Annotated in this window: 24 protein-coding genes; 14 read left to right on the top strand and 10 right to left on the bottom strand. The window is 67.4% G+C overall.

Features of this window, described 5'->3' with window-relative positions; all coding sequences use genetic code 11:
* Positions 1-2 precede the first annotated feature (2 nt).
* Together KIK06_RS22670 and KIK06_RS22665 are read left to right on the top strand one after the other, a co-directional pair.
* Complete coding sequence (locus KIK06_RS22670) at positions 3-1,040, top strand: FecCD family ABC transporter permease (RefSeq protein WP_268645004.1); 1,038 nt, start codon at positions 3-5, stop codon at positions 1,038-1,040.
* The gene (locus KIK06_RS22665) at positions 1,037-2,113 is read left to right on the top strand and encodes a FecCD family ABC transporter permease (RefSeq protein WP_017599025.1); all 1,077 of its coding nucleotides are present in this window, start codon (positions 1,037-1,039) and stop codon (positions 2,111-2,113) included. The genes KIK06_RS22670 and KIK06_RS22665 overlap by 4 nt, the downstream gene beginning before the upstream one ends.
* Before the next feature lie 47 nt (positions 2,114-2,160).
* Here KIK06_RS22665 and KIK06_RS22660 read toward each other — a convergent pair whose 3' ends face one another.
* Positions 2,161-3,378 (bottom strand): DUF418 domain-containing protein, encoded by a 1,218-nt coding sequence (locus KIK06_RS22660; protein ID WP_268645003.1) that lies wholly within the window; start codon positions 3,376-3,378, stop codon positions 2,161-2,163.
* Positions 3,375-4,427, bottom strand: a complete 1,053-nt coding sequence (locus KIK06_RS22655) for an alpha/beta hydrolase family protein (RefSeq protein ID WP_268645002.1) — start codon at positions 4,425-4,427, stop codon at positions 3,375-3,377. The genes KIK06_RS22660 and KIK06_RS22655 overlap by 4 nt, the downstream gene beginning before the upstream one ends.
* A 110-nt stretch (positions 4,428-4,537) precedes the next feature.
* On the opposite strand from KIK06_RS22655, the gene KIK06_RS22650 reads away from it, so the two are divergent.
* From KIK06_RS22650 to KIK06_RS22635, 4 genes are all read left to right on the top strand, one after another.
* The gene (locus KIK06_RS22650; protein ID WP_268645001.1) at positions 4,538-5,194 is read left to right on the top strand and encodes a GNAT family N-acetyltransferase; all 657 of its coding nucleotides are present in this window, start codon (positions 4,538-4,540) and stop codon (positions 5,192-5,194) included.
* Positions 5,191-6,117 carry a PaaX family transcriptional regulator C-terminal domain-containing protein gene (locus tag KIK06_RS22645; protein WP_268645000.1) on the top strand — a complete coding sequence of 309 codons (927 nt, stop codon included), beginning with the start codon at positions 5,191-5,193 and terminating at the stop codon, positions 6,115-6,117. Before KIK06_RS22650 ends, KIK06_RS22645 begins: the two co-directional genes overlap by 4 nt.
* A 117-nt stretch (positions 6,118-6,234) precedes the next feature.
* Complete coding sequence (locus KIK06_RS22640) at positions 6,235-8,250, top strand: NADPH-dependent 2,4-dienoyl-CoA reductase (protein WP_268644999.1); 2,016 nt, start codon at positions 6,235-6,237, stop codon at positions 8,248-8,250.
* A 20-nt stretch (positions 8,251-8,270) separates the two neighbouring features.
* Positions 8,271-8,837, top strand: coding sequence for a PadR family transcriptional regulator (locus tag KIK06_RS22635; protein WP_268644998.1), 567 nt, complete (start codon positions 8,271-8,273; stop codon positions 8,835-8,837).
* 2 nt (positions 8,838-8,839) lie between these two features.
* Here the strand turns inward: KIK06_RS22635 and KIK06_RS22630 are convergent, their stop codons facing one another.
* From KIK06_RS22630 to KIK06_RS22600, 7 genes are all read right to left on the bottom strand, one after another.
* A complete protein-coding gene (locus tag KIK06_RS22630) occupies positions 8,840-9,220 on the bottom strand; it encodes a thiol-disulfide oxidoreductase DCC family protein (protein WP_268644997.1) in 381 nt (126 codons plus the stop codon).
* Positions 9,217-9,696 (bottom strand): hypothetical protein, encoded by a 480-nt coding sequence (locus KIK06_RS22625; protein WP_268644996.1) that lies wholly within the window; start codon positions 9,694-9,696, stop codon positions 9,217-9,219. Before KIK06_RS22625 ends, KIK06_RS22630 begins: the two co-directional genes overlap by 4 nt.
* Before the next feature lie 377 nt (positions 9,697-10,073).
* Positions 10,074-11,078, bottom strand: coding sequence for an HNH endonuclease (locus KIK06_RS22620; RefSeq protein ID WP_268644995.1), 1,005 nt, complete (start codon positions 11,076-11,078; stop codon positions 10,074-10,076).
* A gap of 437 nt (positions 11,079-11,515) precedes the next feature.
* The gene (gene darG, locus KIK06_RS22615) at positions 11,516-12,595 is read right to left on the bottom strand and encodes a type II toxin-antitoxin system antitoxin DNA ADP-ribosyl glycohydrolase DarG (RefSeq protein WP_268644994.1); all 1,080 of its coding nucleotides are present in this window, start codon (positions 12,593-12,595) and stop codon (positions 11,516-11,518) included.
* A gap of 12 nt (positions 12,596-12,607) precedes the next feature.
* A complete protein-coding gene (darT, locus tag KIK06_RS22610; RefSeq protein WP_268644993.1) occupies positions 12,608-13,303 on the bottom strand; it encodes a type II toxin-antitoxin system toxin DNA ADP-ribosyl transferase DarT in 696 nt (231 codons plus the stop codon).
* Positions 13,304-13,507: 204 nt separating this feature from the next.
* Positions 13,508-14,092: a flavoprotein gene (locus KIK06_RS22605; protein WP_268644992.1), complete on the bottom strand. Its 585-nt coding sequence runs from the start codon at positions 14,090-14,092 to the stop codon at positions 13,508-13,510.
* A complete protein-coding gene (locus tag KIK06_RS22600; protein ID WP_268644991.1) occupies positions 14,085-15,497 on the bottom strand; it encodes an XRE family transcriptional regulator in 1,413 nt (470 codons plus the stop codon). The genes KIK06_RS22605 and KIK06_RS22600 overlap by 8 nt, the downstream gene beginning before the upstream one ends.
* Before the next feature lie 536 nt (positions 15,498-16,033).
* Between KIK06_RS22600 and KIK06_RS22595 the strand changes: the two genes are divergently transcribed.
* The 6 genes from KIK06_RS22595 (at position 16,034) to KIK06_RS22570 (ending at position 19,877) form a co-directional block, all read left to right on the top strand.
* A complete protein-coding gene (locus tag KIK06_RS22595; RefSeq protein WP_268644990.1) occupies positions 16,034-16,240 on the top strand; it encodes a hypothetical protein in 207 nt (68 codons plus the stop codon).
* A complete protein-coding gene (locus KIK06_RS22590; RefSeq protein ID WP_268644989.1) occupies positions 16,237-16,668 on the top strand; it encodes a hypothetical protein in 432 nt (143 codons plus the stop codon). The genes KIK06_RS22595 and KIK06_RS22590 overlap by 4 nt, the downstream gene beginning before the upstream one ends.
* A 200-nt stretch (positions 16,669-16,868) precedes the next feature.
* Positions 16,869-17,600: a GntR family transcriptional regulator gene (locus KIK06_RS22585; RefSeq protein ID WP_442789831.1), complete on the top strand. Its 732-nt coding sequence runs from the start codon at positions 16,869-16,871 to the stop codon at positions 17,598-17,600.
* A 111-nt stretch (positions 17,601-17,711) separates the two neighbouring features.
* Positions 17,712-18,116: a plasmid replication, integration and excision activator gene (locus tag KIK06_RS22580; RefSeq protein WP_268644988.1), complete on the top strand. Its 405-nt coding sequence runs from the start codon at positions 17,712-17,714 to the stop codon at positions 18,114-18,116.
* Positions 18,117-18,216: 100 nt separating this feature from the next.
* The gene (locus KIK06_RS22575; RefSeq protein ID WP_268644987.1) at positions 18,217-18,462 is read left to right on the top strand and encodes a hypothetical protein; all 246 of its coding nucleotides are present in this window, start codon (positions 18,217-18,219) and stop codon (positions 18,460-18,462) included.
* On the top strand, positions 18,462-19,877 hold the full coding sequence (locus tag KIK06_RS22570) for an FtsK/SpoIIIE domain-containing protein (RefSeq protein ID WP_268644986.1): 1,416 nt from the start codon (positions 18,462-18,464) through the stop codon (positions 19,875-19,877). The genes KIK06_RS22575 and KIK06_RS22570 overlap by 1 nt, the downstream gene beginning before the upstream one ends.
* 194 nt (positions 19,878-20,071) lie before the next feature.
* Here the strand turns inward: KIK06_RS22570 and KIK06_RS22565 are convergent, their stop codons facing one another.
* On the bottom strand, positions 20,072-20,311 hold the full coding sequence (locus tag KIK06_RS22565) for a hypothetical protein (RefSeq protein ID WP_268644985.1): 240 nt from the start codon (positions 20,309-20,311) through the stop codon (positions 20,072-20,074).
* Positions 20,312-20,352: 41 nt separating this feature from the next.
* Between KIK06_RS22565 and KIK06_RS22560 the strand changes: the two genes are divergently transcribed.
* Together KIK06_RS22560 and KIK06_RS22555 are read left to right on the top strand one after the other, a co-directional pair.
* Positions 20,353-22,053, top strand: a complete 1,701-nt coding sequence (locus tag KIK06_RS22560; protein ID WP_268644984.1) for a replication initiator — start codon at positions 20,353-20,355, stop codon at positions 22,051-22,053.
* Positions 22,050-22,253 (top strand): helix-turn-helix transcriptional regulator, encoded by a 204-nt coding sequence (locus KIK06_RS22555; protein ID WP_268644983.1) that lies wholly within the window; start codon positions 22,050-22,052, stop codon positions 22,251-22,253. Before KIK06_RS22560 ends, KIK06_RS22555 begins: the two co-directional genes overlap by 4 nt.

The raw sequence follows: 22,253 nt of genomic DNA, 5'->3' as shown, positions 1-22,253 counted from the left end.
TGGTGACCACACCCACACGCGAGGTCGGGAGCGACGCGGGGCGACCTCCCGCGCGTTCCCGGTCCGTACGACTGGTCGGCGCGGCGGCCCTCCTCGCCGCCGCCCTCCTCCTGTCAGTCCTGGTCGGCGCGAACCTCCTGCCCGTGCCGTCCGTCCTGGACACCCTGCTCGGCGGGGGCACCGACGAGTCCCGCTTCGTGGTGTGGGACCAGCGTGTCCCGCGTACGGTGGCGGGCCTCGCCGTCGGCGCCGCGCTGGGGGTCGCGGGCGCCCTCATCCAGGCGTTCACACGCAACCCGCTCGCCGATCCCGGCATCCTCGGCGTCAACGCGGGCGCGGCGTTCTTCGTGGCCGTCGGCATCACGTTCCTCGGGATCACCACCCCGTCCGGGTACGTCTGGCTCGCCTGCGCGGGCGCGCTCGTCCTGACCGTGGTCGTCTACGGGATCGGTTCCACGGGACGCGACGCGGGCCCCGCCCGGCTGACGGTGACCGGTGTCGCGATCGGCGCGGTCCTGTCCGGCCTCACCACCGGATTGACGCTCACCCACCCCGACGCCTTCGACCGGATGCGCGGCTGGAGCGCGGGCAGCCTGCTCGAACGCGGCTTCGACGTCCTGCTCCCCGTCCTCCCCCTCCTCCTCGTCGGTCTGGTGCTGGCCGCCACCGTGGCCCCCAGCCTCGACTCCATCGCCCTCGGCGCGGACGTGGCCCGCGCACACGGGGTCGACGTGCGCCGCGTCCGGATCGCCGTGCTCGCCTCCGTGACACTGCTGGCCGGGGGCGCCACCGCCATCGCCGGGCCGATCGTGTTCGTGGGGCTGATGGTGCCCCACGTCGTCCGCTGGATGGTCGGGGCGAACCAGCGCCGCATCCTCCTGGGCTCGCTGACCGTCGCCCCGGCGCTCGTTGTGCTCTCCGACGTGCTCGGACGGATCCTCGTCCTTCCGAGTGAGATGCCGGTCGGGGTGGTCACCGCCTTCGTCGGCGCCCCGGTCCTGATCGCGCTCGTGCGCCGCCCGAAAGTGAGCGGTCTGTGAACGCTCTGACCCGACCCCACGGAGTCCGCTCCCCGGAACCACCCGACGCCGAAGGACGCCGCGCCGAGGCGACCCACCGGCCCGATACCGCCGTCCGGCGCCGATCCGCCACGGTGACGCTCGTCGCTGCGATCGTGACCCTCGTGTTCGGCGTCCTCGCCCTCACCCTCGGGGATTATCCGCTGACGGTGCCCGAGGCGCTTGGGGTGTTCACGGGCGAGACAGAGGGGTTCGCACGCACCGTGGTCCTCGAGTGGCGGCTACCGCGCGCCGCCGTCGCCGTCCTGTTCGGCGCGGCGCTCGCCGTGGCCGGAGGGGTGTTCCAGACGCTGACGCGCAACCCCCTGGCCAGCCCCGACATCATCGGGCTGGCCAACGGGTCGTTCACCGGCATGCTCGTCGCGCTCCTACTCCTCGGCGGGAGCTGGCCCCTGTTGACGGCGGGTTCGCTGGTCGGCGGCCTGGCCGCGGCGGTCGCGATCTACCTGCTCGCCTACCGCGACGGGCTCCAGGGGTTCAGGTTTATCGTGGTGGGCATCGGCATCTCCGCCATGCTCGCCTCGGTCAACACCTGGATGCTGCTGCGCGTGGAGCTGGAGACGGCCCTCTTCGCGTCCGCGTGGGGCGCCGGAACGCTCAACGGGGTCACCGCCACGACGGCGGTCCCCGCGGGGATCTGCGTGGTCGCCCTGCTGATGCTCGTTCCGCTCCTCGTCCCGTCCCTGCGCCAGATGGACCTGGGTGACGACGTGGCGCGGGCGACCGGGGTCCGGGTCGACCGCGCGCGCCTGGCGTCGATCACCGTCGCCGTCGGCCTCGTGAGCGTCGCCACCGCGGTGGCCGGACCGATCGCCTTCGTGGCCCTGGCCGCCCCGCAGATCTCCCGGAGGCTCGCCCGGTCGCCCGGCGTCCCGCTCGGCGTGACGGCCGCGGTCGGTGGAGCACTCCTCCTGGGCTCCGACCTGATCGCCCAACACGTCATCCCGCTCACCGTGCCGGTCGGGGTCGTCACCGTCGCCCTCGGCGGCGGCTACCTCGTCTGGCTCCTCCTGCACGAGGGCCGCAGGCGGTGACGCCTCCGGCCCTCGGGAGCGGTGCCCGGTCCACCGCCTCGGGCGGGTCACTCCGGGGCGGCGGCGCGGCGGCGGAACGGCTGCCACGCCAGGGTGGTCCACACCCGTAGGAGCCATTCGACGGGCCCGTAGGGGTGCCGGCGCAGCCACCAGCGGCTGATCACGGCCTGGGCGGTGAACAGGGCGAGGGCGATCGCGACGGCCCCCAGCGGAGATACGCGGCCGACCAGCGCGGCTCCGTAGCCGGTGAACAGCAGGGCGCAGACGAGGGACTGGCCCAGGTAGTGGGTGAGCGCCATGCGCCCGGGCGGCGCCAGCGCGGCGGTCAGCCGCGGGCCGAACCGCCCCGACGACAACCGCAGCAGGGTCGCGGCGTAGGCGGCGGCCAGCAGCGGAGCGGTGACCACGTCGATCCCCAGCGCGAGGACCTGGTAGGCGCCGCCCGGGTGGGCGAAGGACGCGTGGGCGTACACGAGCCCGCCGAGCAGGCCCACCGTGAAGCCGACCCACTGGAGGCGGGCGAGCGCCCGCCCGTACGCGAGGGGTTCGGCCAGGGCGCCGAGCCGCCCCGCGGCGAGGCCGAGGAGGAACGCGGCCAGCGCGGAGGGCGCCTGGAAGAAGGCGAGCAGGAACAGCACGCCGGGGAGCTGTCGCAGGTGGGCGGAGACGACCGACGCGGGGTCGCCGCGCAGTGCCTCGGTGGCCGCCTCCGCCGCCGTGGCCGCGCCCGGCTCCACCCCGGCTCCGCCCGCCGTGTGGAGGGCGAGCGCGAGCAGGGCGTACGCGGCTCCGACGACGACCAGGATCACGACGGCGGCGGACACGGCCCTGCGGGGCCGGAGGCGGCGGACGGCGAGGAGGACGAGGCCGAGCACCGCGTAGGTGGTGAGGATGTCGCCGGGGAAGAGCAGCACCGCGTGCGCGGCCCCGAGGACGAACAGGCCGCTCAGCCGCCGCAGGAACCGGGGCACGAAGCCGGCCCCGCGCCGCTCGGCGGAGGCCAGTTGCAGCGTGAAGCTGTAGCCGAACAGGAAGGAGAACAGCAGGAAGAACTTGGCCTCGAAGAACACCGCCACGAACGCGCGGACCGCGTGGTCCAGCGGGTCGCGGAAGGCGGGATCCTCGACACCGCTGCCGTGGTGGGCGGAGGCCAGGTAGCCGATGTTGACGATGAGGATGCCCAGCAGCGCGAATCCGCGCAGGGCGTCGACCTGGAGGAGCCGGCCGGACGCGCGGCCCGGGCGAACGCTGTCCGTGGCGGTCACGCGGCTCCCTCCCCATCGGACACCCGCTCGAGGAACCGTTGCTGGTCGTCGAGGAAGCCGGGAGCGAACAGCTGGCGCGGGGCCAGGAGCGCGGTCAGCGTGAGGGGGACCGGCTCCCCCTCGAGGTCGTTCCTGACCAGCGAGTGGGTGGCGTCCGGGTAGTACCGGACGGTCAGGCTGTCCGGCGGCAGCAGCCTCCGGTAGGTGGTCTCCGTGTCCGTGACGTCGACGTTCAGGTCGTGCCCGGCGAGGACCAGCAGGGTGGGCGTTCCGCCCATGGAGCGCAGGTCGGCGCTCGCGTTGGAACGGAAGTTCCTGCCCACGAACCGCCACCGCTCGGCGGTCATGGCCTGGGGGCCGCCGACCGCGTCCCGGTACCGCTCGAAGTCGGCTCCCTCCCGGAGCAGGCGCAGGGTCGTCTCCCGACGGCGCAGCGCCTCCCGGGTCTCCCCCGGCGTCGCTTCGCTCTCCCGCAGTTCCGCCATCAGGTTGTAGCGCCCCTGCCGCAACCAGTCCACGGCCGGGGAGACGGCGATGACGAACCGGAGGGCGCCGTCCCGCGCCGCGACCTTGGGCAGCACCCATCCGGCCTGGCTGGCCCCCCACAGGCCGACCCGGTGGCCGTCGATGTCCGGGCGCGCACGCCCCCAGGACACGGCGGCGAGGGTCTCCTCCGCACGGTCGTCCATGCTCTGGTCCAGCCAGTCGCCCTCGGAGTCGCCGACCCCGGGCTTGCTCAGCGAGAGCGACGCGTACCCAGCACGCGCGAACGCCTCCCAGAGCGGTCGGTAGAAGGTGTCGTGCGTAGCGTCGACGGGCCCGTCCCCATGGACGAAGACGACGAGCCCGAACGGTCCCTCACCCGATTCCGGCAGGGCGAGCACACCGTCGAGATCCCGGCCCTCATGCCGCACCGTGACGCGCTCCTCCCGCAGAGCGTAGGTGTTCTGCCACGTCACGGCAGTGCCCGCGCCCACTCCCAGCAGCAGCACGAGGGCCGTCGCCCACACCAGTAAACGCCGCCGGGGCGACGCGTTCCGTTGCCGCATGCCACACCTCCAAGAAGTATCAAACTAAAAACGAACGTTTCCATCATGATAGTATTTGGATTGATAGTGCAAGCTCGGTCAGCACATCGCACCGAAGCGAAGGGACGGCGATGGACACGGCGGAACGGAAGGGCGAACCGGCCTCCCCCGGCGGCACACGGGTGCGCCACGGGGTTCCCGACGGGGGTGAGGACAGGGTGGCCGCGCTGTACTGGGAGGCGTTCGGGCGCAAGCTCGGGGCCGCTCTGAACCCGCCCGACAAGGCCCGGTCCTTCCTCGCGGACCACCTGAACCACGACCGGGGAATCGTGGCCGTCATCGACGGCGAGGTGGTGGGGGTGGTCGGATACCAACTCGGCGGCCGAGGACTGATCGGCGGCGGCGCGGGCGACGTGCTGTCCGCCTACGGACCGTTGCGCGGCCTGCCGCGCCTGGCCCTCCTCGCGCTGATGGAACGGCGCCCCGAGCCCGGCGAACTGGTGATGGACGGCATCGCCGTCGACCCCCGGCACCGCGGAAGGGGCGTCGGGGGCCTGCTCCTACGCGCGGTGGCGGGTGTGGCCGCCGAACACGCCCGCCACCGCGTCCGGCTCGACGTCATCGACGTCAACCCGCGCGCCCGAGCCCTGTACGAGCGGCACGGCTTCCGAGCCGTCCGCACCGAACGAACCCCGTACCTGCGCCGCATCATGGGTTTCGGGGCCGTCACCACCATGCACCGGCCCGTCACACCGGCCGAGGACACCGACGACAGGACCACACCATGAACACCACGACCACCACACCGGGAGACGCCTCCTGGCCCCCGATCCCGACCCGCCTGCTCGTCCACGCCCTCGTGCGCGGGGACGGCACCGTCGACGCGGGCGAGCTCTACGCGGTCGCGGGGCTGCTCGGCATGACCGACCAACAGGTACGGCTCTGCGTCAAACGCCTCGTCGCCGAAGGCCGGTTCACCCACGAGGGCCGTGGACGCAAGGCCCTGCTCCGCGCCACCCCCGACGCGACGGGCGCCATCGACCCCGACGTCGACCTCGTCCGCCACGCCTACCGCCAGGACCACGGGCTCGCCCCCTGGAACGGGACCTGGTACCTCTTCGCCTTCGCCGTGCCCGAGTCCCGGAGGACCGCCCGGGACGCCCTGCGCGACACGCTCCTCCACCTCGGCGCCACCCCGCTCCAGGGCGGCCTCTACGTCTGCGCGAACCCGATCACCCCGCTCGTCGAGATCCGCGCCCACGAGCTCGGAGTCTCCTCCGCGCTCACCCACCTCACCAGCGATGACCTGCGCGTCGGAGACCTCACCGACCCGACCGCCCTGGCCGCGGCCCTGTGGCCGCTCGACGAGATCGCGGAGCGGCACTCCCGTCTGGCCGCCCTCGCCCGTGCCTGCCTCGACCGGATCGACGCGCCGGAGGCGCTCACCGGCCCCGAGCGGCTGACCATGGCCGTGCGCCTCGCCGCGGCCTTCACCGAGGCCATGGAGCCCGATCCCCTCCTGCCCCCGGAGCTGCTCCCCCAGCCCTGGGAGGGGGCCGAATCACGTCGCCTCGCCGCGGCGTGCTGGTCCGCGCTCGCCGAGGCCGACGCCGCCGATGGCGCCTCCCCCTCCGGTCCGCGCCTGTTCTCCCTGTACGAGGGCGTGATGGACGGGCCCCAGCGGGACGGCGGCGAACACCGTCCCGCCTGACCCGCGCTCTCCCCGAGCTCGTTCCCGGGGCTCGCCTTCATTCATTTTGCAACTTGTTGCATAATGAATTCGGGCCGACCGGACACCGGCCCGCGAAGCACCGCGCGAGGAGACCACATGAGCGAGTACCCGCACCTGCTGGAACCACTGGACCTGGGCTTCACCACCCTGCCCAACCGCGTGATCATGGGATCCATGCACGTGGGCCTGGAGGAGGTCCAGGGCGGCTTCGAACGGATGGCCGCCTTCTACGCCGAGCGTGCCCGCGGCGGTGTCGGTCTGATCGTCACCGGCGGCATCGCGCCCAACGAGGAGGGAGTCACCTTCAAGGGCGCCGCCAAGCTCACCACCGAGGCCGAGGCCGACGAGCACCGGGTGATCACCGACGCCGTCCACCGTGAGGGCGGCCGGATCGCCATGCAGATCCTGCACACCGGCCGCTACGCGTTCAGCGAGGACTCCGTCGCGCCCAGCGCGATCCAGGCGCCCATCAGCCCCTTCACCCCGCGCGCGCTGACCGACGAGGACGTCGAACGCACCATCGACGACTTCGCCCGGGCCGCCGAGCTCGCCCGGAGCGCCGGATACGACGGCGTCGAGGTCATGGGCTCCGAGGGCTACCTCATCAACCAGTTCATCGCCTCCGCCACCAACAAGCGCGAGGACCGCTGGGGCGGTTCCTACGAGAACCGCATGCGCTTCCCCGTGGAGACCGTGCGCCGCGTCCGCGAGCGCGTCGGCCCCGACTTCATCGTGGTCTACCGCCTGTCCATGCTCGACCTCGTCCCCGGCGGGTCCACGTTCGACGAGGTCGTCCAGCTCGCCAAGGCGATCGAGGAGGCCGGGGCGACCATCATCAACACCGGTATCGGCTGGCACGAGGCGCGCATCCCCACCATCGCCACCTCCGTACCGCGCGGCGCCTACAGCTGGGTGACCCGCAAGCTCATGGGCGAGGTGTCCGTCCCCCTCGTCGCCGTCAACCGGATCAACACCCCCGCCGTCGCCGAGGAGATCCTCACCGAGGGCCACGCGGACATGGTCTCCCTCGCCCGCCCCCTCCTCGCCGACCCCGACTTCGTCAACAAGGCCGAGGCGGGCGCCCCCGAGGAGATCAACACCTGCATCGGCTGCAACCAGGCCTGCCTGGACCACACCTTCAGCCTCAAGATCACGTCCTGCCTCGTGAACCCCCGCGCCTGCCACGAGACCGAGCTCGTCCTCTCCCCCACCCGCACCCGCAAGAACGTGGCCGTGGTCGGCGCCGGCCCCGCCGGTCTGGCCTTCTCCGTCTCCGCGGCCGAGCGAGGGCACACCGTCACCCTCTTCGACTCGGCCGACGAGGTCGGCGGCCAGCTCAACATGGCCCGCCGGGTGCCCGGCAAGGAGGAGTTCGACGAGACCCTCCGCTACTACCGCGTCCAGCTCGACAAGCACCGCGTGGACGTGCGCCTCAAGACCCGCGTCACCGCGGCCGACCTCGACGGTTACGACGAGGTCGTCCTCGCCACCGGCGTCACGCCCCGCACCCCCGGCATCCCCGGCGTCGACCACCCGAAGGTGGTCAGCTACGTCGACGTCCTGCGGGGCGGGGCCGCCGTCGGCGAGCGTGTCGCGATCATCGGCGCGGGCGGCATCGGCTTCGACGTCGCGGAGTTCCTCACTGACGGCGGCGAGCAGGCCAGCCTGGACTCCGACGAGTTCTTCCGGCAGTGGGGCGTGGACACCGACCACACCACCCCGGGCGGGCTCACCGAACCGAAGCGGCCCGCCCCGCCGCGCACCGTCCACCTGGTCCAGCGCAAGACCAGCAAGGTCGGCGCCGGGCTGGGCAAGACCACCGGCTGGATCCACCGCCTGGAACTGCGCCACCGAGGCGTGGAGATGATCGCGGGCGCCACCTACGATCGCGTCGACGACGACGGACTCCACCTGACCGTCGACGGTGAGAGCCGCGTGCTCGACGTGGACACCGTGGTGGTGTGCGCGGGCCAGGACCCGTGCCGCGACCTCGCCGACGAGCTGACCGCCGCCGGGCGCCGGGCGCACCTGATCGGGGGCGCCGACGTGGCCGCCGAACTGGACGCCAAGCGCGCCATCAAGCAGGGCACGGAGCTGGCCGCCGCCCTGTGAGCCGAACCTAGAATGCGCTCATGTCCCTGCCCCACGCGATCCTCACCGCCCTGCTGGAGAAACCGTCCTCGGGACTGGAGCTGACCCGCCGGTTCGACCGGTCGATCGGCTACTTCTGGTCCGCGACCCACCAGCAGATCTACCGCGAGCTGGGAAAGCTGGAGAAGGCGGGGTTGATCAGGGAACTACCGTCCGACACCCCCGCACGGGGGAAGAGGAAGGCCTACGAGGTGCTGCCGACCGGCCGCGCCGAGCTGGAGCGCTGGGTGGGCGAGTCCGAGGACCCCCGCCCCCTCCGCGACCCCCTGCCGCTACGGCTGCGCGCGGCGGGGGTCGTGGGGATCGGCGATCTCGTGGAGGAGCTGCGCCGCCACCGTGCCCTGCACTCCGCCCAGCTGGAGGAGTACCAGGAGATCGAGAAGCGCGACGCGGCCAGGGAACGGGGCACGGACCGGGACCGCGTGCAGCGCCTCGTGCTCAGGGCCGGAATCGACATGGAGACCTTCTGGGTCGCCTGGCTGGGCGAGGCGATCGGCGAACTGGAGGGGCTCGGTGGCTCCCCGGACGGCACGGAACGCCGGGACTGATCTCAGCGGCGGGTGTCCGGGAGGCGGCAGGCCGAGGTCGATCCCGGCAGCCGGTACCGGTGCGCGGCGATCCAGCGGTACACTGCCCGGGCCAGCGACCGTGCGCCCGGCAGCGCCATCACGACGCCCACCCCCCGCCACGGACCCCAGCAGCGGCGCAACAGCTCGGCGAAGGCGTCCGCGCCACCGTGGATCTCCCCGGACTCCGCCACCCACAGCACCTCACGCGCCGCGCGCTCGGGTGTGGTGCCGAGGGCCACCAGATCCGTCACCTGCCACGGGCGGGCGGTGAACCGCGCGGGAAGACCCAGGGTCGCCTCCACCGAACGCGTGCAGAAACCGCAGTCACCGTCGTAGACCAGCAGCGGCCGTTCTGCGCTCACCGGCGCACCGCCTCGGGCTCGGGCAGGCGCACCGGTCCGATGATCGGCCGGATCCGGTGCCAGTCCCAGCACAGCAGGTAGACGGCGGCGAGAAGCATGAGGCAGGTGATGGTGATCGTCCCCGGTCCGAAGTTGATCGAGACGGTGAGCACCACGATCCCGAGGATGAGGGGCAGGTACATCACTGCGCCGAGCGCCGCCGTGCGCGGGACGAGCAGCAGCAGGGCCGCCGTCATCTGGCAGATCCCGATGACGATGTACAGAGCACCGAAGTCCTGGTGCAACGCGGTGAACATGATGTAGACGTCGCCGAGCGACTCCTCCCGGGTGAAAGGTTCATTGATCACCTTCCGGAAACCGGAGGGCAGGAAGCCGATCGCCAGCAGGATCCGGACGATCCAGGTGTGGTGGTGGAGCCAGCGGATCCGGCGTGTGCGTGCGTGGATCGCGTCGAGCCGGGCCAGTATCCGGTCCATGGAGGCACCTTCCGCAGGGGTGTTCGAGGGGGCGCCTGCCATACTTCCCCGGGGCCCGTCCACCCGCCTCCGCCCCGGGGCGGAGGTTCCGACACCGACGGTCGTCGGCCCTCCACCTCCGAAAGTCGACGCTCCCGACCGGTGCGGGACACACGAAAAAAGCCGCCCCCGGCGCTGCCGGGGACGGCTGGTGGCGGTGGAGGAGGGATTTGAACCCTCGAAGGGTTGGCCTACCGGGGCGTGGGAGCGGCCAGCGGCGCGGACTCGGAAACTGCCTCTGACCTGGGACGGAACTCCTGACGGTTCCCACGGTTCCCTGTGCCCTCCGGACGCCATGTGCACTGAATGTGCATCGGACACGGGTATCCGCGGCGCGTTCAGACCCGGGGCTGGTGTTGCTCTCTGATGAGGGTACGGAGCTGGTCGACGGTCAGCCAGGGCTTGGACACGTGGATCATCCGGTGGCAGTTGGCGCACAACAGTGCGAGGTCCTGGAGGCGGGTCCGGCTCTCCCCGATGTGGTGCAGCGGGACGACGTGGTGGACCTCGATGTAGTCGGCTCCGCGGGCACCGTAGGTCCTGGCGAAGTCGAAACCGCACGCCTCGCAGGCGACGGGTAGACCCTGGGCTCGGGTCCGGGCGATCTTCTGTGTGCGGAGCTTGCGGTTGCGTTCGCGGGCGTAGTGCTTACGGACGAGCAGGCGGCCCTCCGGCGCGCTGATCTCCTCGTCCGCTTCTTCCTCCTCGAACACGGGGAGGTCGGCGAGTTCTCCGGAGAGAGTCCCCGTGCGGATGCTCTCGGCCGCGGCGTGCATACGCTGGGGATCTTCGAGGAACTCCTCGACGACCCTGCGGTCCAGGGCGCCACCGTTGGTTCTCTTCGTCGTGCGTGACGGGTGCCAGTTGAGGATGTTGGCCATCTTCAGACGGACGCTGGCCGGGCTCCGGAAGTCCGGCGGACGCTCCTCGGGCGGGTGCAGGGGAAGCAGCTGAAGGAGTTCGGACAGCGCGACCACCTCACTCCTGGAGGTGTCCAACGTCTTCCACCCGTGCTTGGCCAGGAGGTCACACGCCAGCACCAGTTCGTCCCAGGCCCAGTTGGGACTACGGCCGGAACGAACATTGAAGCCGAGTGAGCGCAGCTTCTTACCGACGGTGGCCTCGCCACCGGAGAAGTCCGAGGCACGGAGAACGTGACCGCTGACGTGCTTGTGGGCGACCCCGCAGATGGCCTTGGAGTCGTACTCCCTGTCCTCGTGGAGCAGTTTGTAGGAGCGTGCGGGCTCGAACCCGTAGGTGTCGAGGAAGACGTCCTGGCCGAGTTCGTCGTACTCGGCGATCGCCTTGAGAACCGCGTCCCGTGTGATGTCCGCCAGACTCATGACGCAAGCCTAGAAGCGGCTGAGGACACGTACGGACGGACGTGTCGGTTCTCTCCTCCGCCGCGGCCGGAAGCCCCTGAGGTTAGCGCTCGGGTCACCACGGTTTCGGTCCGAGGTGCCCGACAGCGGCGGGGCCAGGCACCCAAGACAGACGCTTCCGCTGTCGGGTGCCTCGGGATCCGAACACACCAGCAACCACGGTTGTGCTCCGAGACCATAACTGCTGCTGTCAGCTCAGCCCCAGTGCTTCGCCCCCGAATCGGCCGCCGCGTGGCTCGGGACCGGGCGGCAGCCCGCAGCCCGAGCCGGGCGGCGAGCCGCCGCGACGGCGCTCGCGCCGTCGCCTTGATCCCATACAGCCCAACTCGGCAATTTTATATTCCATAGAGGATGGGGGCGATGCAAAGATTGAAAACAAATTCCTCAACAATGCCCAGCTAGTAGATTTCAATCAACTCACTTCCAACTGGCGACTTAATGTGCCGCAGGGCGCTCTCAATTCGATCGTCAGCATAGAGGCGTCCTTTTCTTTTGGTCCAAGACCGTACAGCCGCAGCAGTTTCATGAGTTTCACTTACATTTTCTTGTGCTGTTACCCAGTGTGTGCTCGCCAGAAGTTCGAGACCGTAAGGTCCTTCAAACCCTTCAATGAATCTCAGTACTGCCTGAACAACTCGCTCTTGATGACTATAGTTTCGATCATTTTTGTATCTACTGAGTTCTTTCTCTGCTAGCACTGTAAGCCCGATCGGTTGGTTTTCGAGGACCTTGGTAGAGCCATCACCGAAACCCTTGAGGTAAGCCCCCTCCATGTTTTGAATCAGATGGCGGACTTTATCACTGTACGGGCCGTATCGATTCGGGCTGAAATTTAGATTCAGCTTTGGTTCTACATAATTTGCGAAGTACATCAACTTCTGTATTTCGAGGTGGGAAGCTCCTTGAGTGTTTTCCCACGGCTCGATTCCCTGGCGCTGGACAACGTAATTACGAATTAGATCTAGTAGGAGGGCACGCCCCCAAGTCATGCGGATGTTCGTCGGTGCGTCAATTGACCGAACTTGAGCCGAAGGAGAGTATACATGAACAGTGGTGTTTGGCATATCAGAGAATGCGCGAACTATTCTCTTTTCAACTTCAGGCCAGCTCAGGCCACCATTTCCAACACCAAGTGGGGGTATTGCAATCGAGCTAATTTGATATTCTTCTATGACGCTCTTGAGGTCCACTAGTCCGGCATCAATATATGCAAGCTTCGATGGGGATCGCCAGTGCACCTTGGTTGGGAAGTTAATTATGAATTGTGGCCCTGAAATCTGCCCGGTAGGAACCACCATCATTTTCCCAATTTTCACTTGATCACATTTGCAAGCGGCAGCGTATTTCTTAAACATATCCGGGTACCGTCGCTTGAACTGGAGGGCAATACCCTTCCCCATTACCCCGACGCAGTTCACAGTATTGACGAGCGCTTCAACATCTGCCTCAAGGAGATCACCTTTTGAGAAAATGATCATGATATAGCCTCCTCAGAAGTAGATCCTAGGTTCGCATCGAAAATCAAACTCAGTACCTGCTTTTTCGAAATTTAGCTTCGCTTTTTCTAGCATCGAAGCGTTTTTTGCGACTACTAAACTGATTAGATCGACGGGAAATTCTTTCAGGACTAGAATTTCAGCTGCCCTTCGGCCCGGTCGATCGGGATCTTCAGACGTCTTCCCCCAATACCTCTGAAGCAGGAGATCGAAGTCAACGAATGACCCTAGGTTTTTTTCATCTCGGCTGAATTTCACGTAGCTCGTCGCTGCATTTGAATCACTTGCACACCAGATCCTTCTAGATTCTATGATGTCTCCGAGAAATGATCCGAAGAATATCAGTGACTCACAGCCACCATCGTATCCTTTATGCCCATTTGTGACAGAATACAACATCGGTGATTTAGCCGCTATATAGAAAGGGACATGATCGTTGACAAATGAAGTTGGGTAGTCTTCATCAGGATCAACCTTTCTCCTGGCTCTTCTGGCCTTGACATCTGGATTTGCTACATTGCGATTTGGTTCTATCTCGGAGGAACATTTAATCAACCCTTCATGTGCAATCGATTTCAGATTTTCTATGTGTGTGAAGTGCCATACGACCCAGTCCTGCGGCTTATCTCGCTGTGGCCCGTTTCCGCCTCGGGCCACAAATCCAGAATCTGAAATTCTGTATCGACTCAAGTATTTTTCCTTACGCGATTCCTTTGACTTTCGGCTATCTTCTCTGATTCTATCGCATGTGCCCCCAAGCTCACAGATGGTAAATATTTAGCAAAATTATCTAACCGGTACTGTCGCTGCCCTGCGGTCTGATGGATCCTCGTTTCTTAGCCTAGTTGCCTTGTGTGGCCTCAGACACCGAGTGCAGTGGTGTTGTGCTACCACTCATCGGTGACTACCATGCTGCTCAGTCGTGAAGCTCTCGATCTTCTCCTCAGCTTGGTCCAACGAGGCCACCCACGGGAATGTATCCAGCGTGCTCGGTCCACTTCTGATTTTGTGTGGTATGAACGCACCCGAGCCGATCAGTACAGGTACCTGCTCGCCTCGAAGCTTCTCGACACTCGCCTTGAAGGGAGCGCGGCTGGCATAGGCAGAATTCACGAACGGAAGAATGACGGTTGGCACTCCAAGGCCGATCGCCTCGTTCACTACATCCAGGACGTAGTTGTCGGCGATGCCGTTGGCCAGCTTGTTGATGGTGTTGAACGTGGCCGGGGCGATGATGATGGCATCGGCTTTAGGAGAGCGGGGTTGTCCCAGTGCACGGTGCTGACTCCTCACCGGTCGTCCGGTCTGCTTCTCCAACGCCTCGACGTCGATGAAACTGACCGCCGCTGGTGTCGCCATGACCTGAACGGTCCAACCCCGTTCTTGGGCCAAACCGACGAGGATCCCGACGTCCGAGGCCGGTCCCGCCGCGCACACCACCACGTAGAGAGTCTTCTGTTCCCTCATCGAGTCAGGCACCAACCCTTTCCGCGAGTTCGCTGACGTTGCCGTACAGGTGCCCGTTTGCCCTGGTGCGGATGTCGTTGATCAGCTGGTGGACGACCGGTCGCGCGGTCAGTTCTTCGCTCGCCATATCCTCCGCGTTCCGCAATGCGTGGTAGGCGTGCTCCATCTTGCCCCATTGCTGGTATGCGCGAGCCGCGTCGATGAACAGTGTCACCTTGCGTTCCATGACCTCGATGTTGTCCAACCGAACCTGTCGCGCGTAGTCGATGGCACTGCCCGCGTCGCCCAGTTCAACCGCCGCGCTCACCCTGTGGAGAAGGACATTGGTCGGTCCGAACGCCGTCCACTGGTAGTTGTAATCGCCGCCGAGTCGCGCTCCCGCCTCGCCTGCTTCATCGAGCAGACTGAGCGCCTGGCCCCGGTTCTCCCGCTTGGCCGCAGACACCGCCCCGCTGAGCAGAAGCGACCCGTAAACCGACAGGGATTCCGGCGTCGGCTCGTCCATGGCGCTGTCCACCCGCTCCGCGGTGCTCGTCGCCAACTCCGTCGCCGCCTTGTAGTGCCGCTCCCGCATCAGTGCCCGCGTGAACGCTCGGGCGCTCGCTCCCACAACCGCCGGGTTCTCGCTCTCCTCAGCGGCTCGCATGCTCCGATCGGCCGCCAGGTACGACAGCCCCCGCTCCTCGCACTTGAGCAACAGGCTCGCCGCCACGTGGTACGCCTCCGCGCGGAGCGCGTGGACCTGGGCGAGATCGTCACCGTCGACTCCGGTGACGGCGTCGTCCAAGTTCCGCAGCAACTCCGGCAACCGCTTGGCCACGGCCGTGTAGTGGCACGCCTGGTATCCGGCCTTGGCGGCGTGTGTCTGTCGGGAGAGTTCTCGCAGGCTGGTCGCCGTACGCGCGGTGTCTCGGCTGCCTCCCGCGTACCTGGTGAGGGCTGCGGCGATCTCGTCCATGTCCAGCATGGATCCAGTAGAGGCATGGAACAGGGCGGTTCCGGCCAACCCGACGAACTCGCGACGACGCACCTCTGAGCCCTCCCCCGTGCCTGGGTCCCTCTGCGCGGGCAGCCTCGGGGGTGCCGTGCCCCCTGTGCTGTCCTGTCCAGTGAAGGCGCTCAGGTTCTTGGGGGCAAGGCCGAACAGCATCCTGCACCGGTCCGGCATGTTGACGCCGTCGGCGATGCGCTCGAACACCTCGAAGGCCGTGACGGTCTTGCGGCCGTTCAGGACCTCGCTGACCCGCCCTTGGGACAGACCGGTCACCGCCGAGATCGCCATCTGGCTCGCGCCGCCGTACTGACGCACGAACCGGAAGAGCGCCTGGACATCGCGTCGTCGCAGGAAGCCGGCCGTGTCTTCGCGTTCCCACGCCCACGACGGAATGTCGATGCGGCTCGTCGCGTGTCCCGACATCGTGACTCCTCGACGGTGCGAGTGAAGGGGGGCAACGGCCAGTATCCCTCCTTGTTATCCCGAGGAGGAATGGGTTTCGGAATCTCGGAACGGGATTGTTGGCCTCATGGATGCCAGGGACGGAACCAGGTGCAGGTCATGTCGCGGACGGGGCTGGAAGTCCGTCCGCCTCCGACGACTGGTCGTTGTGCGTTCCGCTCCTGGTGAGAAGCAGGTGACGAGTGTCGCGACCTGCCCCTTCTGCAAGGGGACGGGTAGGCGCTCCGTCGCAGCGGTGCCCCCTGCCACCGACGGTCCCACCTGCCAATCCGAGTAACTCAGACACACAGACCCCCGCGACGCGGTGGAAGGCGTCCGGGGGCACGGCCAACCTGAGGAAGCAGGCTGACGTGAGAGACCTTATCGCCCTGATTCGGGCGCTGGTGACTCTGAACCAACCGAAGCAACGCGGCAGGCACCACCGGAACACGCCTCGCCCGTTCGAGGCACCTACATCGCCCCGGGCGGAGCTGCTGCCCGCTCCGGAACCCATCGTCATGGACGGTGGAGATCCCCGGGCCTACGTGGTCCCTCGCCCCTACTACACGCACTGGGAACGTGAGCGAACCGCTCGCCGCGAACGCGACCAGCGAGGGATCGAACTGTTGATCCGGATGGCGCGACCCGCTCCCGCCTTCGATGACATGGCTGAGCTGCGTGACCTGGTGCGCACGGCGGTCGCGATGGGTGTGGGGCGGTCATGACCGAGAACCAACCCGTCATGCTCAACGACCGGGACAGCCTCGACGCGTGGGCTCGCGCCCAAGGCGTGCGGGTACGTGTGGCGTCCGAGGAATGGGACTCGATCACTTACGAGGCGGTGGCGGAGTCCCCGGACGGTAGCCGATCGGTCCGCCAGGTGCGCTTCGAACTCCCCCCGGTGGAGGCCCTCCGTCGCCTGCGTCGAACCTTCGTGGTCGGCATGTGGCACAACGTGAAGGGCTCGACCTGCAACCACGTTCGGCGGGTCGTCCCTCCAGTGATCTCCGCCAGTGGTGAGGACCTGGCCAACAGCGTCGCCCTCGTCGCCCGTGCGCAGGTGGAGGAGGAACGCCGCGACGTCTGTGGCGCCACGGTCTCCAACCTCCGCGTGTACACGGTTCAGCGCTGTCTCAACTGGAGGCCCTTCTAGACCCCGCACGCCCCGGACGCCTCTCTGTCATCCACTTCGCGCACCCGGGGCGTGCGGTTCCTCCCTCCACGGCGACGTGTCCCATCACGGACTTACCGCCGTTTCCGCTGGCCTCCTGAGCGACCCCGGGTCCTGACAGGAGCGAGCGGTCAAAGTAGGCTGCTTGTCCACACGAGTACTAGAGTCACCAGGTGATTGACATGGCGAGCTTGGAGTATGCCCCTCCCAAGTATGTGCAGATCGTTCACGCGATCCAGGAGCGCATCGAGGACGGCACATACCCGGTGGGGGACATGCTTCCCTCCGAGTCTCGGATGGTGCGTGAGTTCGGCGCGGGCCGTTCCACAGTGGTCCGGGCTCTTCAGATTCTGAGCATGCAAGGTTGGATCGAACGTGAACACGGGCGCGGGTCGTTCGTTCGCGGGGTTCCTCGATCCACGGCTGAGCGCTCCCATGCGGGAGCAAGCGCGTTCGACTCCTCCGAGGACGCCAAGACCAGCCGGATCATCAAAGCCGGACGTGTCTCCGCTCCGACAGCGATCACGGTTGCACTGGGATTGCCGGACGGCTCACCGGCCGTCATGCGTCGGCGCCTGGTCCTCGTTGACGGCGAACCGAGTGAACTCGTCACCCTGTGGTTCCCCCTCGACGTGGCGTCCGGTACGGATGTCGGGGGCGACGACATGATCAGCATCGGCGTCCGTGAGCACATACAGATGGTCAAACAGCTTCGCCCCGCGACCATCAACGAACGCCTCTCCGCCAGACTGGCCACGGGCGAGGAAACCGAAGCGCTTCGCCTGGACGAGGGGACCCCCGTCCTGGGCATCATCGCGCGTGTCCTCGACGGGTCCGGGGATGTGATCGCCGTGACTGACGTTGTGCTCCCCGGTGACCTGCACGAGCTTGAGGACACCTACCCGGCGACGTAGGCACTCACCCCTCTGGCCGCTCATCCACTTGTCTGATCAAGTTGAGTTGGCTAGAGTGCAACTTACTTGACCGAACAAGTGGTCAAGCGGATATCTGATGAGGAGACAACCATGGCTATTCAGGGTGCGTTGCCGGTGGAGTTCGGGACAGTGTTCCCGCACGGGGCCTTCGCTCTGGGGGTGGAGGCGATCACGGACTTCGAGACCAAGCGTCCGCAGCTGGACAAGGACTCGGGCCTGCCGTTGTGGGCGGTGGACGTGATCGACGCCGACCCCGAAGCGCGGGGCAAGGCCAAGTCGGTCAAGGTCAAGGTGGCCGCCGAACACTGCCCGACGCTGCCGGACGAGGTTCCCGGGCTGCCGTTCCGCCCGATCGAGTTCGAAGCGATGGCGGTCATGCCCTACGTGGACGACAACGGTCGTCGCCCCCGGGTGGCGTACTCGCTGCGGGCGCGGGGTGTGAAGGCCCCTGGTGCCGGTGGTGGTCGTCGCTCCCAGACCAAGGACCCCGCCTGACCCCCACCTGAACGCGAAGCGGGGCGGCCTGGTGCGCCAACACCTGAGCCGCCCCTGAACCCCTGGAAGCTTCCCAACTTTCACAAGAGGTGTTCTCAGTATGTCCGATTACCCCACCGACCTGTCCGGGCTGTCCGGCGCACGCCTGGTCCGGCTCTTCCTGGAAGCGGTGGACACCCCCCGCACCACCCCCGCTGAGTGGGCGGAATTCTTCGACTTCAAGGCCCGTGTGTTCACTCTGATCGCCGAGCGGGACGGCAACCCCGACGCGGCCCAGGCCGCCGAACGCGCCCGCGTCAACCGGGACCGGGTCCTCAACGAGATCGCGAACGGGGGTGAGGTCTGATGCCGTCCAAGGTGGGTGCCACCCAGACCTCCCCGACCCTGCCGACCCCGGCTCAGGGGGTGCGGTGGACGACCCCGATCGTGGAAACCCCCGGCATCGTCGTCCTGGCCTCCTGGATCTGGCGGCTGCTCCGGTTCCTGGTGACGCTGCCGTTCCGGTTCCCCGTCATGGTTGGCTCTCTGGTCTCCTCAGCTGCGGCGTGGTGGTGGTTCGGCTGGCTGGGCCTGGTCGTGCTGTCCGGAGTCGCCACGGTGGTGTCGGTGGTGTGGTGGCGCGTGGGGCCGGACTCGTTCCGGGTCTGCGTCTCCCTGCGTTTGCTGGCGTGGTGGCGGCACGTGTTCGTCTACCGCCGGCACTGGCAACCCGTCCTGGTGATCTCCGGGCTGGCCGAGTCCTACCAGGAACGCCGCTACCTGCCCCGCATCCGCCGCGTCACCTGTACTTCCTGGGCCGACCGGGTCCGGGTGACCCTTGTGGCCGGGACCTCCCCGGCCGATTTCGAGACCCGCGTGGCCGAGCTCGCGCACGGGTTCGGTGCCCCGTCCTGTCGTGTGGTGGTGGAGGGGCCTCGGAGGATCACTTTGGAGTTCCCCCGACACGACACCCTCGCCGAACCCTTGGCCGCCTTCGACGTCCTGGACGAGGTGGACCTGTCCGCGCTGCCGGTGGGGGTGTGTGAGGACGGCTCCCAGTGGCGGCTTCGCCTGCACGGGACGCACGTCCTGGTGGCGGGGGTGACCGGGTCCGGGAAGGGGTCGGTGATCTGGTCCGCCATCCGCGCGATGCTCCCGGCCGTCTCCGAGGGGATCGCGCAGGTGTGGGCGATCGATCCCAAGCGGATGGAGCTGTCCTACGGACGGGACCTGTTCGCCCGGTACGCCGACGACGGCGAATCCGCGGTGGCCGTCCTGGAATCAGCGGTGGCCGACATGCAGGACCGGGCGCGTCGGTACGCCGGTCGCCAGCGCTCACACGTCCCCACGAACACGGATCCGTTCGTTCTGGTGGTGCTGGACGAGGTGGCGTTCCTGACCGCCTACCACCCCGACCGCGATGTCCGCCGCCGCGCCGAGAACGCGATCGCCACCCTGACGTCCCAGGGCCGTTCGGTCGGGTTCGCCGTCCTGGCCGCTCTCCAGGACCCCCGCAAGGAGGTCATGAACCTGCGCAACCTGTTCCCGGACAAGGTCGCCCTCCGCCTGGACGAGGCGTCCCAGGTCGACATGATCCTCGGCGAGGGCGCCCGGGACCGTGGGGCGAACGCCCATCTGATCGACCCCGGTCTTCCCGGGGTGGGCTACGTCCGCATGGAGGGCTCACCGGCACCGGTGCGGGTGCGGGCCGCGTACGTGGCGGACGAGGACATCACCGCCATGACCGACTCTTACGGGTCTGAGTCCTGGGAGGTGGAGTGATGACCGTGTCTACGTCGGTACCACTCAGTCCACAGGAACACCAGCGCGAACCAGACCCCCATCCCGGCGAACGCTGCCAACAGACCGACGTGGATCGACAGCAGCCCGAACAGCAACATCCCTGGGAAGGTCACCCAGAAGATCAAGCGTTGTGGTGCGTCCATGGCGAAACCCTAGATCGACGTCAGGTGGGGCTACGGGGCGGATTCCTCCTCTGGGCTCTGGGTGCCCTGATGTTCCAGGTACTCACGCATCAAGCGCCGGTACTCGCGAGTGTCGCGAATCAGGAACCACAGATACAGCAGCCAGACAACGGGCAAAGCCTTCCATCCACCATGGTCATCGGTCCACATGAGCCAACCCACGGCAGGGGTGGCGACCAAGCACACGACCCAGATCATGAACATCGACTTGCGCGGCTTCTCCGGCTCCATGCGGTGGGGGTCTCCCGCTCTGTAGTCCTGGGGGTGGGTTGATGCCGACTCCTACCGGTAAGTCGACCCGTGCCGAACGGCTCGCGCAACCCCTGGCCCGCGAGGTGGCCGAACAGGTCGCCGCCGACCACGGGGTGTGCATCCGCCCGGTCTCCCTTCGACGCACCGACATCACCACCGGTGCCACCGAGATCGTGGACGTGCCGTGCGGGTCCACCCTCGAATCCCGCTGCCCCGCCTGCGCTCGACGCAAACGGTCCCTGCGCCGGACCCAGTGTGAGGAGGGCTGGCACCTGGCAGAGGAACCCGTGGTGGAGCCTGACCCGCCCTCGGAGGTGCAACGCTCGTGGGTGGAACAACGCGCCGTGATCACCGCCGAACGCGAACGGCTCACCTCCACGGGTTCGGCGTCGGCTGACGACCTGGCTCGCCTGGATGCTGCGATTTCGGACCTGGACGAGGAGATCACCGCCTCCGGCCTCCGGGGCTCGGTCACCCGCTCGGCTGGCTCGTCGTCGGGGTCGCGTCGGGTCCGCTCCACCAAGCGTCGCCAGGACGTGCCCGACCTTCCCAAGCGACCCATGACCAGAAAGACGGTCGGGCGGGCCTACACCGACCCCAACACCGGCCGGACCTTCCGGCCATCGCTGTTCATCACCCTCACCCTCGACTCCTACGGGCGGGTGAAGTCAGACGGCACCCCCGTCGACCCGGCGACCTACGACTACCGGCGGGCGGCTCGGGACGCCCTGCACTTCTCCAAGCTGGTCGATCGGTTCGTACAGAACCTTCGACGGGTCGCCGGGTTCGATGTGCAGTACTTCGCGGCCGTCGAACCACAACGGCGTCTGGCTCCGCATCTGCACATGGCCACCAGGGGGACGATTCCGCGGGCCGAGCTGCGCCAGATCGCCGCCGCGACCTACCACCAGGTGTGGTGGCCACGGGCAGATCGGGTCGTGTTCGACGGTGACCACCTGCCGGTGTGGGATGAGTCGACTGGTGTCTATGTCGACCCATCGACCGGCGAACTCCTGCCGACCTGGGACGAGGCCCTGGACGTCCTGGACGAGGATCCGGCCGCGGAGCCTCATCACGTGGTGCGGTTCGGCCGACAGGTCGACGCCAAGGGAGTCGTGGCCGGATCCGCGGACGCTGACCGATGCGTGCGCTACCTGGCCAAGTACCTGACCAAGGACATCGCCGAGTGCCACAAGGTCGAAACCCTCTCCCAGGAACAGCACGTGGACCGGTTGTTGGACGCGTTGCGGTTCGAACCGTGCTCGCCCCGGTGCGCGAACTGGCTCCGCTACGGCATCCAACCCGACCAGCCCAAAGCGGGTCTTCGCCCCGGGTTCTGCCGGTCCAAGGCGCACCGCCGCGAACACCTGGGCTACGCGGGCCGGCGGGTCCTGGTCTCCCGCAAGTGGTCCGGGAAGACCCTCGCCGACCACAAGGCCGACCGGCTCACCTGGGTCCTCAATGCGCTTGGGATCGATCGCATCGATCGTATCGATGACGGCGACGGCCAGGAGGACGAGAACGGCCCCCGCCCACCGGCGCTGACCTCGGTCAACTCCGGCCGATTCGCATGGGAACTGGCCCTACCCACCGATCCGGACGTGGCTCCCCGTGAACGGCGACTACTCCGGGCGGTCGGCGAATCCCTCAAACGCCGCGCCCAACTCGACGCGGCACGGCAGAACGATCTTTCGGCAACGCACGAGACGAGGGCCGCATGACCCCCACAGCAACCACTTCGACCGCCCCCAACCCTCGTACCGCCTTGTGGTCGGTGAAGGACACCGCCGCCTACCTCCAGGTGCCTTCGAAGACGCTCTACGAGTGGCGGTACAAGGGCGACGGTCCTCCCTCCCACCGCGTCGGCCGGTACGTGCGCTACCTCCCGGACGAGGTCCACGCCTGGGTCCGATCCCGCTAA

The sequence above is a fragment of the Nocardiopsis sp. EMB25 genome, assembly GCF_026797795.1.
GTDB lineage: Bacteria > Actinomycetota > Actinomycetes > Streptosporangiales > Streptosporangiaceae > Nocardiopsis > Nocardiopsis lucentensis.
Note: the sequence above shows the minus strand (reverse complement) of the source record. Positions and strands in the feature narration are given on the sequence as shown.

Excerpts from the sequence above, each read along its gene's own strand:
- KIK06_RS22655 (WP_268645002.1), bottom strand. The coding sequence starts at position 4,427 with ATGCGGCAACGGAACGCGTCGCCCCGGCGGCGTTTACTGGTGTGGGCG.
- KIK06_RS22650 (WP_268645001.1), top strand. The coding sequence starts at position 4,538 with ATGGACACGGCGGAACGGAAGGGCGAACCGGCCTCCCCCGGCGGCACA.
- KIK06_RS22645 (WP_268645000.1), top strand. The coding sequence starts at position 5,191 with ATGAACACCACGACCACCACACCGGGAGACGCCTCCTGGCCCCCGATC.
- KIK06_RS22640 (WP_268644999.1), top strand. The coding sequence starts at position 6,235 with ATGAGCGAGTACCCGCACCTGCTGGAACCACTGGACCTGGGCTTCACC.
- KIK06_RS22635 (WP_268644998.1), top strand. The coding sequence starts at position 8,271 with ATGTCCCTGCCCCACGCGATCCTCACCGCCCTGCTGGAGAAACCGTCC.
- KIK06_RS22625 (WP_268644996.1), bottom strand. The coding sequence starts at position 9,696 with ATGGACCGGATACTGGCCCGGCTCGACGCGATCCACGCACGCACACGC.
- KIK06_RS22620 (WP_268644995.1), bottom strand. The coding sequence starts at position 11,078 with ATGAGTCTGGCGGACATCACACGGGACGCGGTTCTCAAGGCGATCGCC.
- darG (WP_268644994.1), bottom strand. The coding sequence starts at position 12,595 with ATGATCATTTTCTCAAAAGGTGATCTCCTTGAGGCAGATGTTGAAGCG.
- KIK06_RS22600 (WP_268644991.1), bottom strand. The coding sequence starts at position 15,497 with ATGTCGGGACACGCGACGAGCCGCATCGACATTCCGTCGTGGGCGTGG.
- KIK06_RS22595 (WP_268644990.1), top strand. The coding sequence starts at position 16,034 with ATGGACGGTGGAGATCCCCGGGCCTACGTGGTCCCTCGCCCCTACTAC.
- KIK06_RS22590 (WP_268644989.1), top strand. The coding sequence starts at position 16,237 with ATGACCGAGAACCAACCCGTCATGCTCAACGACCGGGACAGCCTCGAC.
- KIK06_RS22585 (WP_442789831.1), top strand. The coding sequence starts at position 16,869 with ATGGCGAGCTTGGAGTATGCCCCTCCCAAGTATGTGCAGATCGTTCAC.
- KIK06_RS22580 (WP_268644988.1), top strand. The coding sequence starts at position 17,712 with ATGGCTATTCAGGGTGCGTTGCCGGTGGAGTTCGGGACAGTGTTCCCG.
- KIK06_RS22575 (WP_268644987.1), top strand. The coding sequence starts at position 18,217 with ATGTCCGATTACCCCACCGACCTGTCCGGGCTGTCCGGCGCACGCCTG.
- KIK06_RS22570 (WP_268644986.1), top strand. The coding sequence starts at position 18,462 with ATGCCGTCCAAGGTGGGTGCCACCCAGACCTCCCCGACCCTGCCGACC.
- KIK06_RS22565 (WP_268644985.1), bottom strand. The coding sequence starts at position 20,311 with ATGGAGCCGGAGAAGCCGCGCAAGTCGATGTTCATGATCTGGGTCGTG.
- KIK06_RS22560 (WP_268644984.1), top strand. The coding sequence starts at position 20,353 with ATGCCGACTCCTACCGGTAAGTCGACCCGTGCCGAACGGCTCGCGCAA.
- KIK06_RS22555 (WP_268644983.1), top strand. The coding sequence starts at position 22,050 with ATGACCCCCACAGCAACCACTTCGACCGCCCCCAACCCTCGTACCGCC.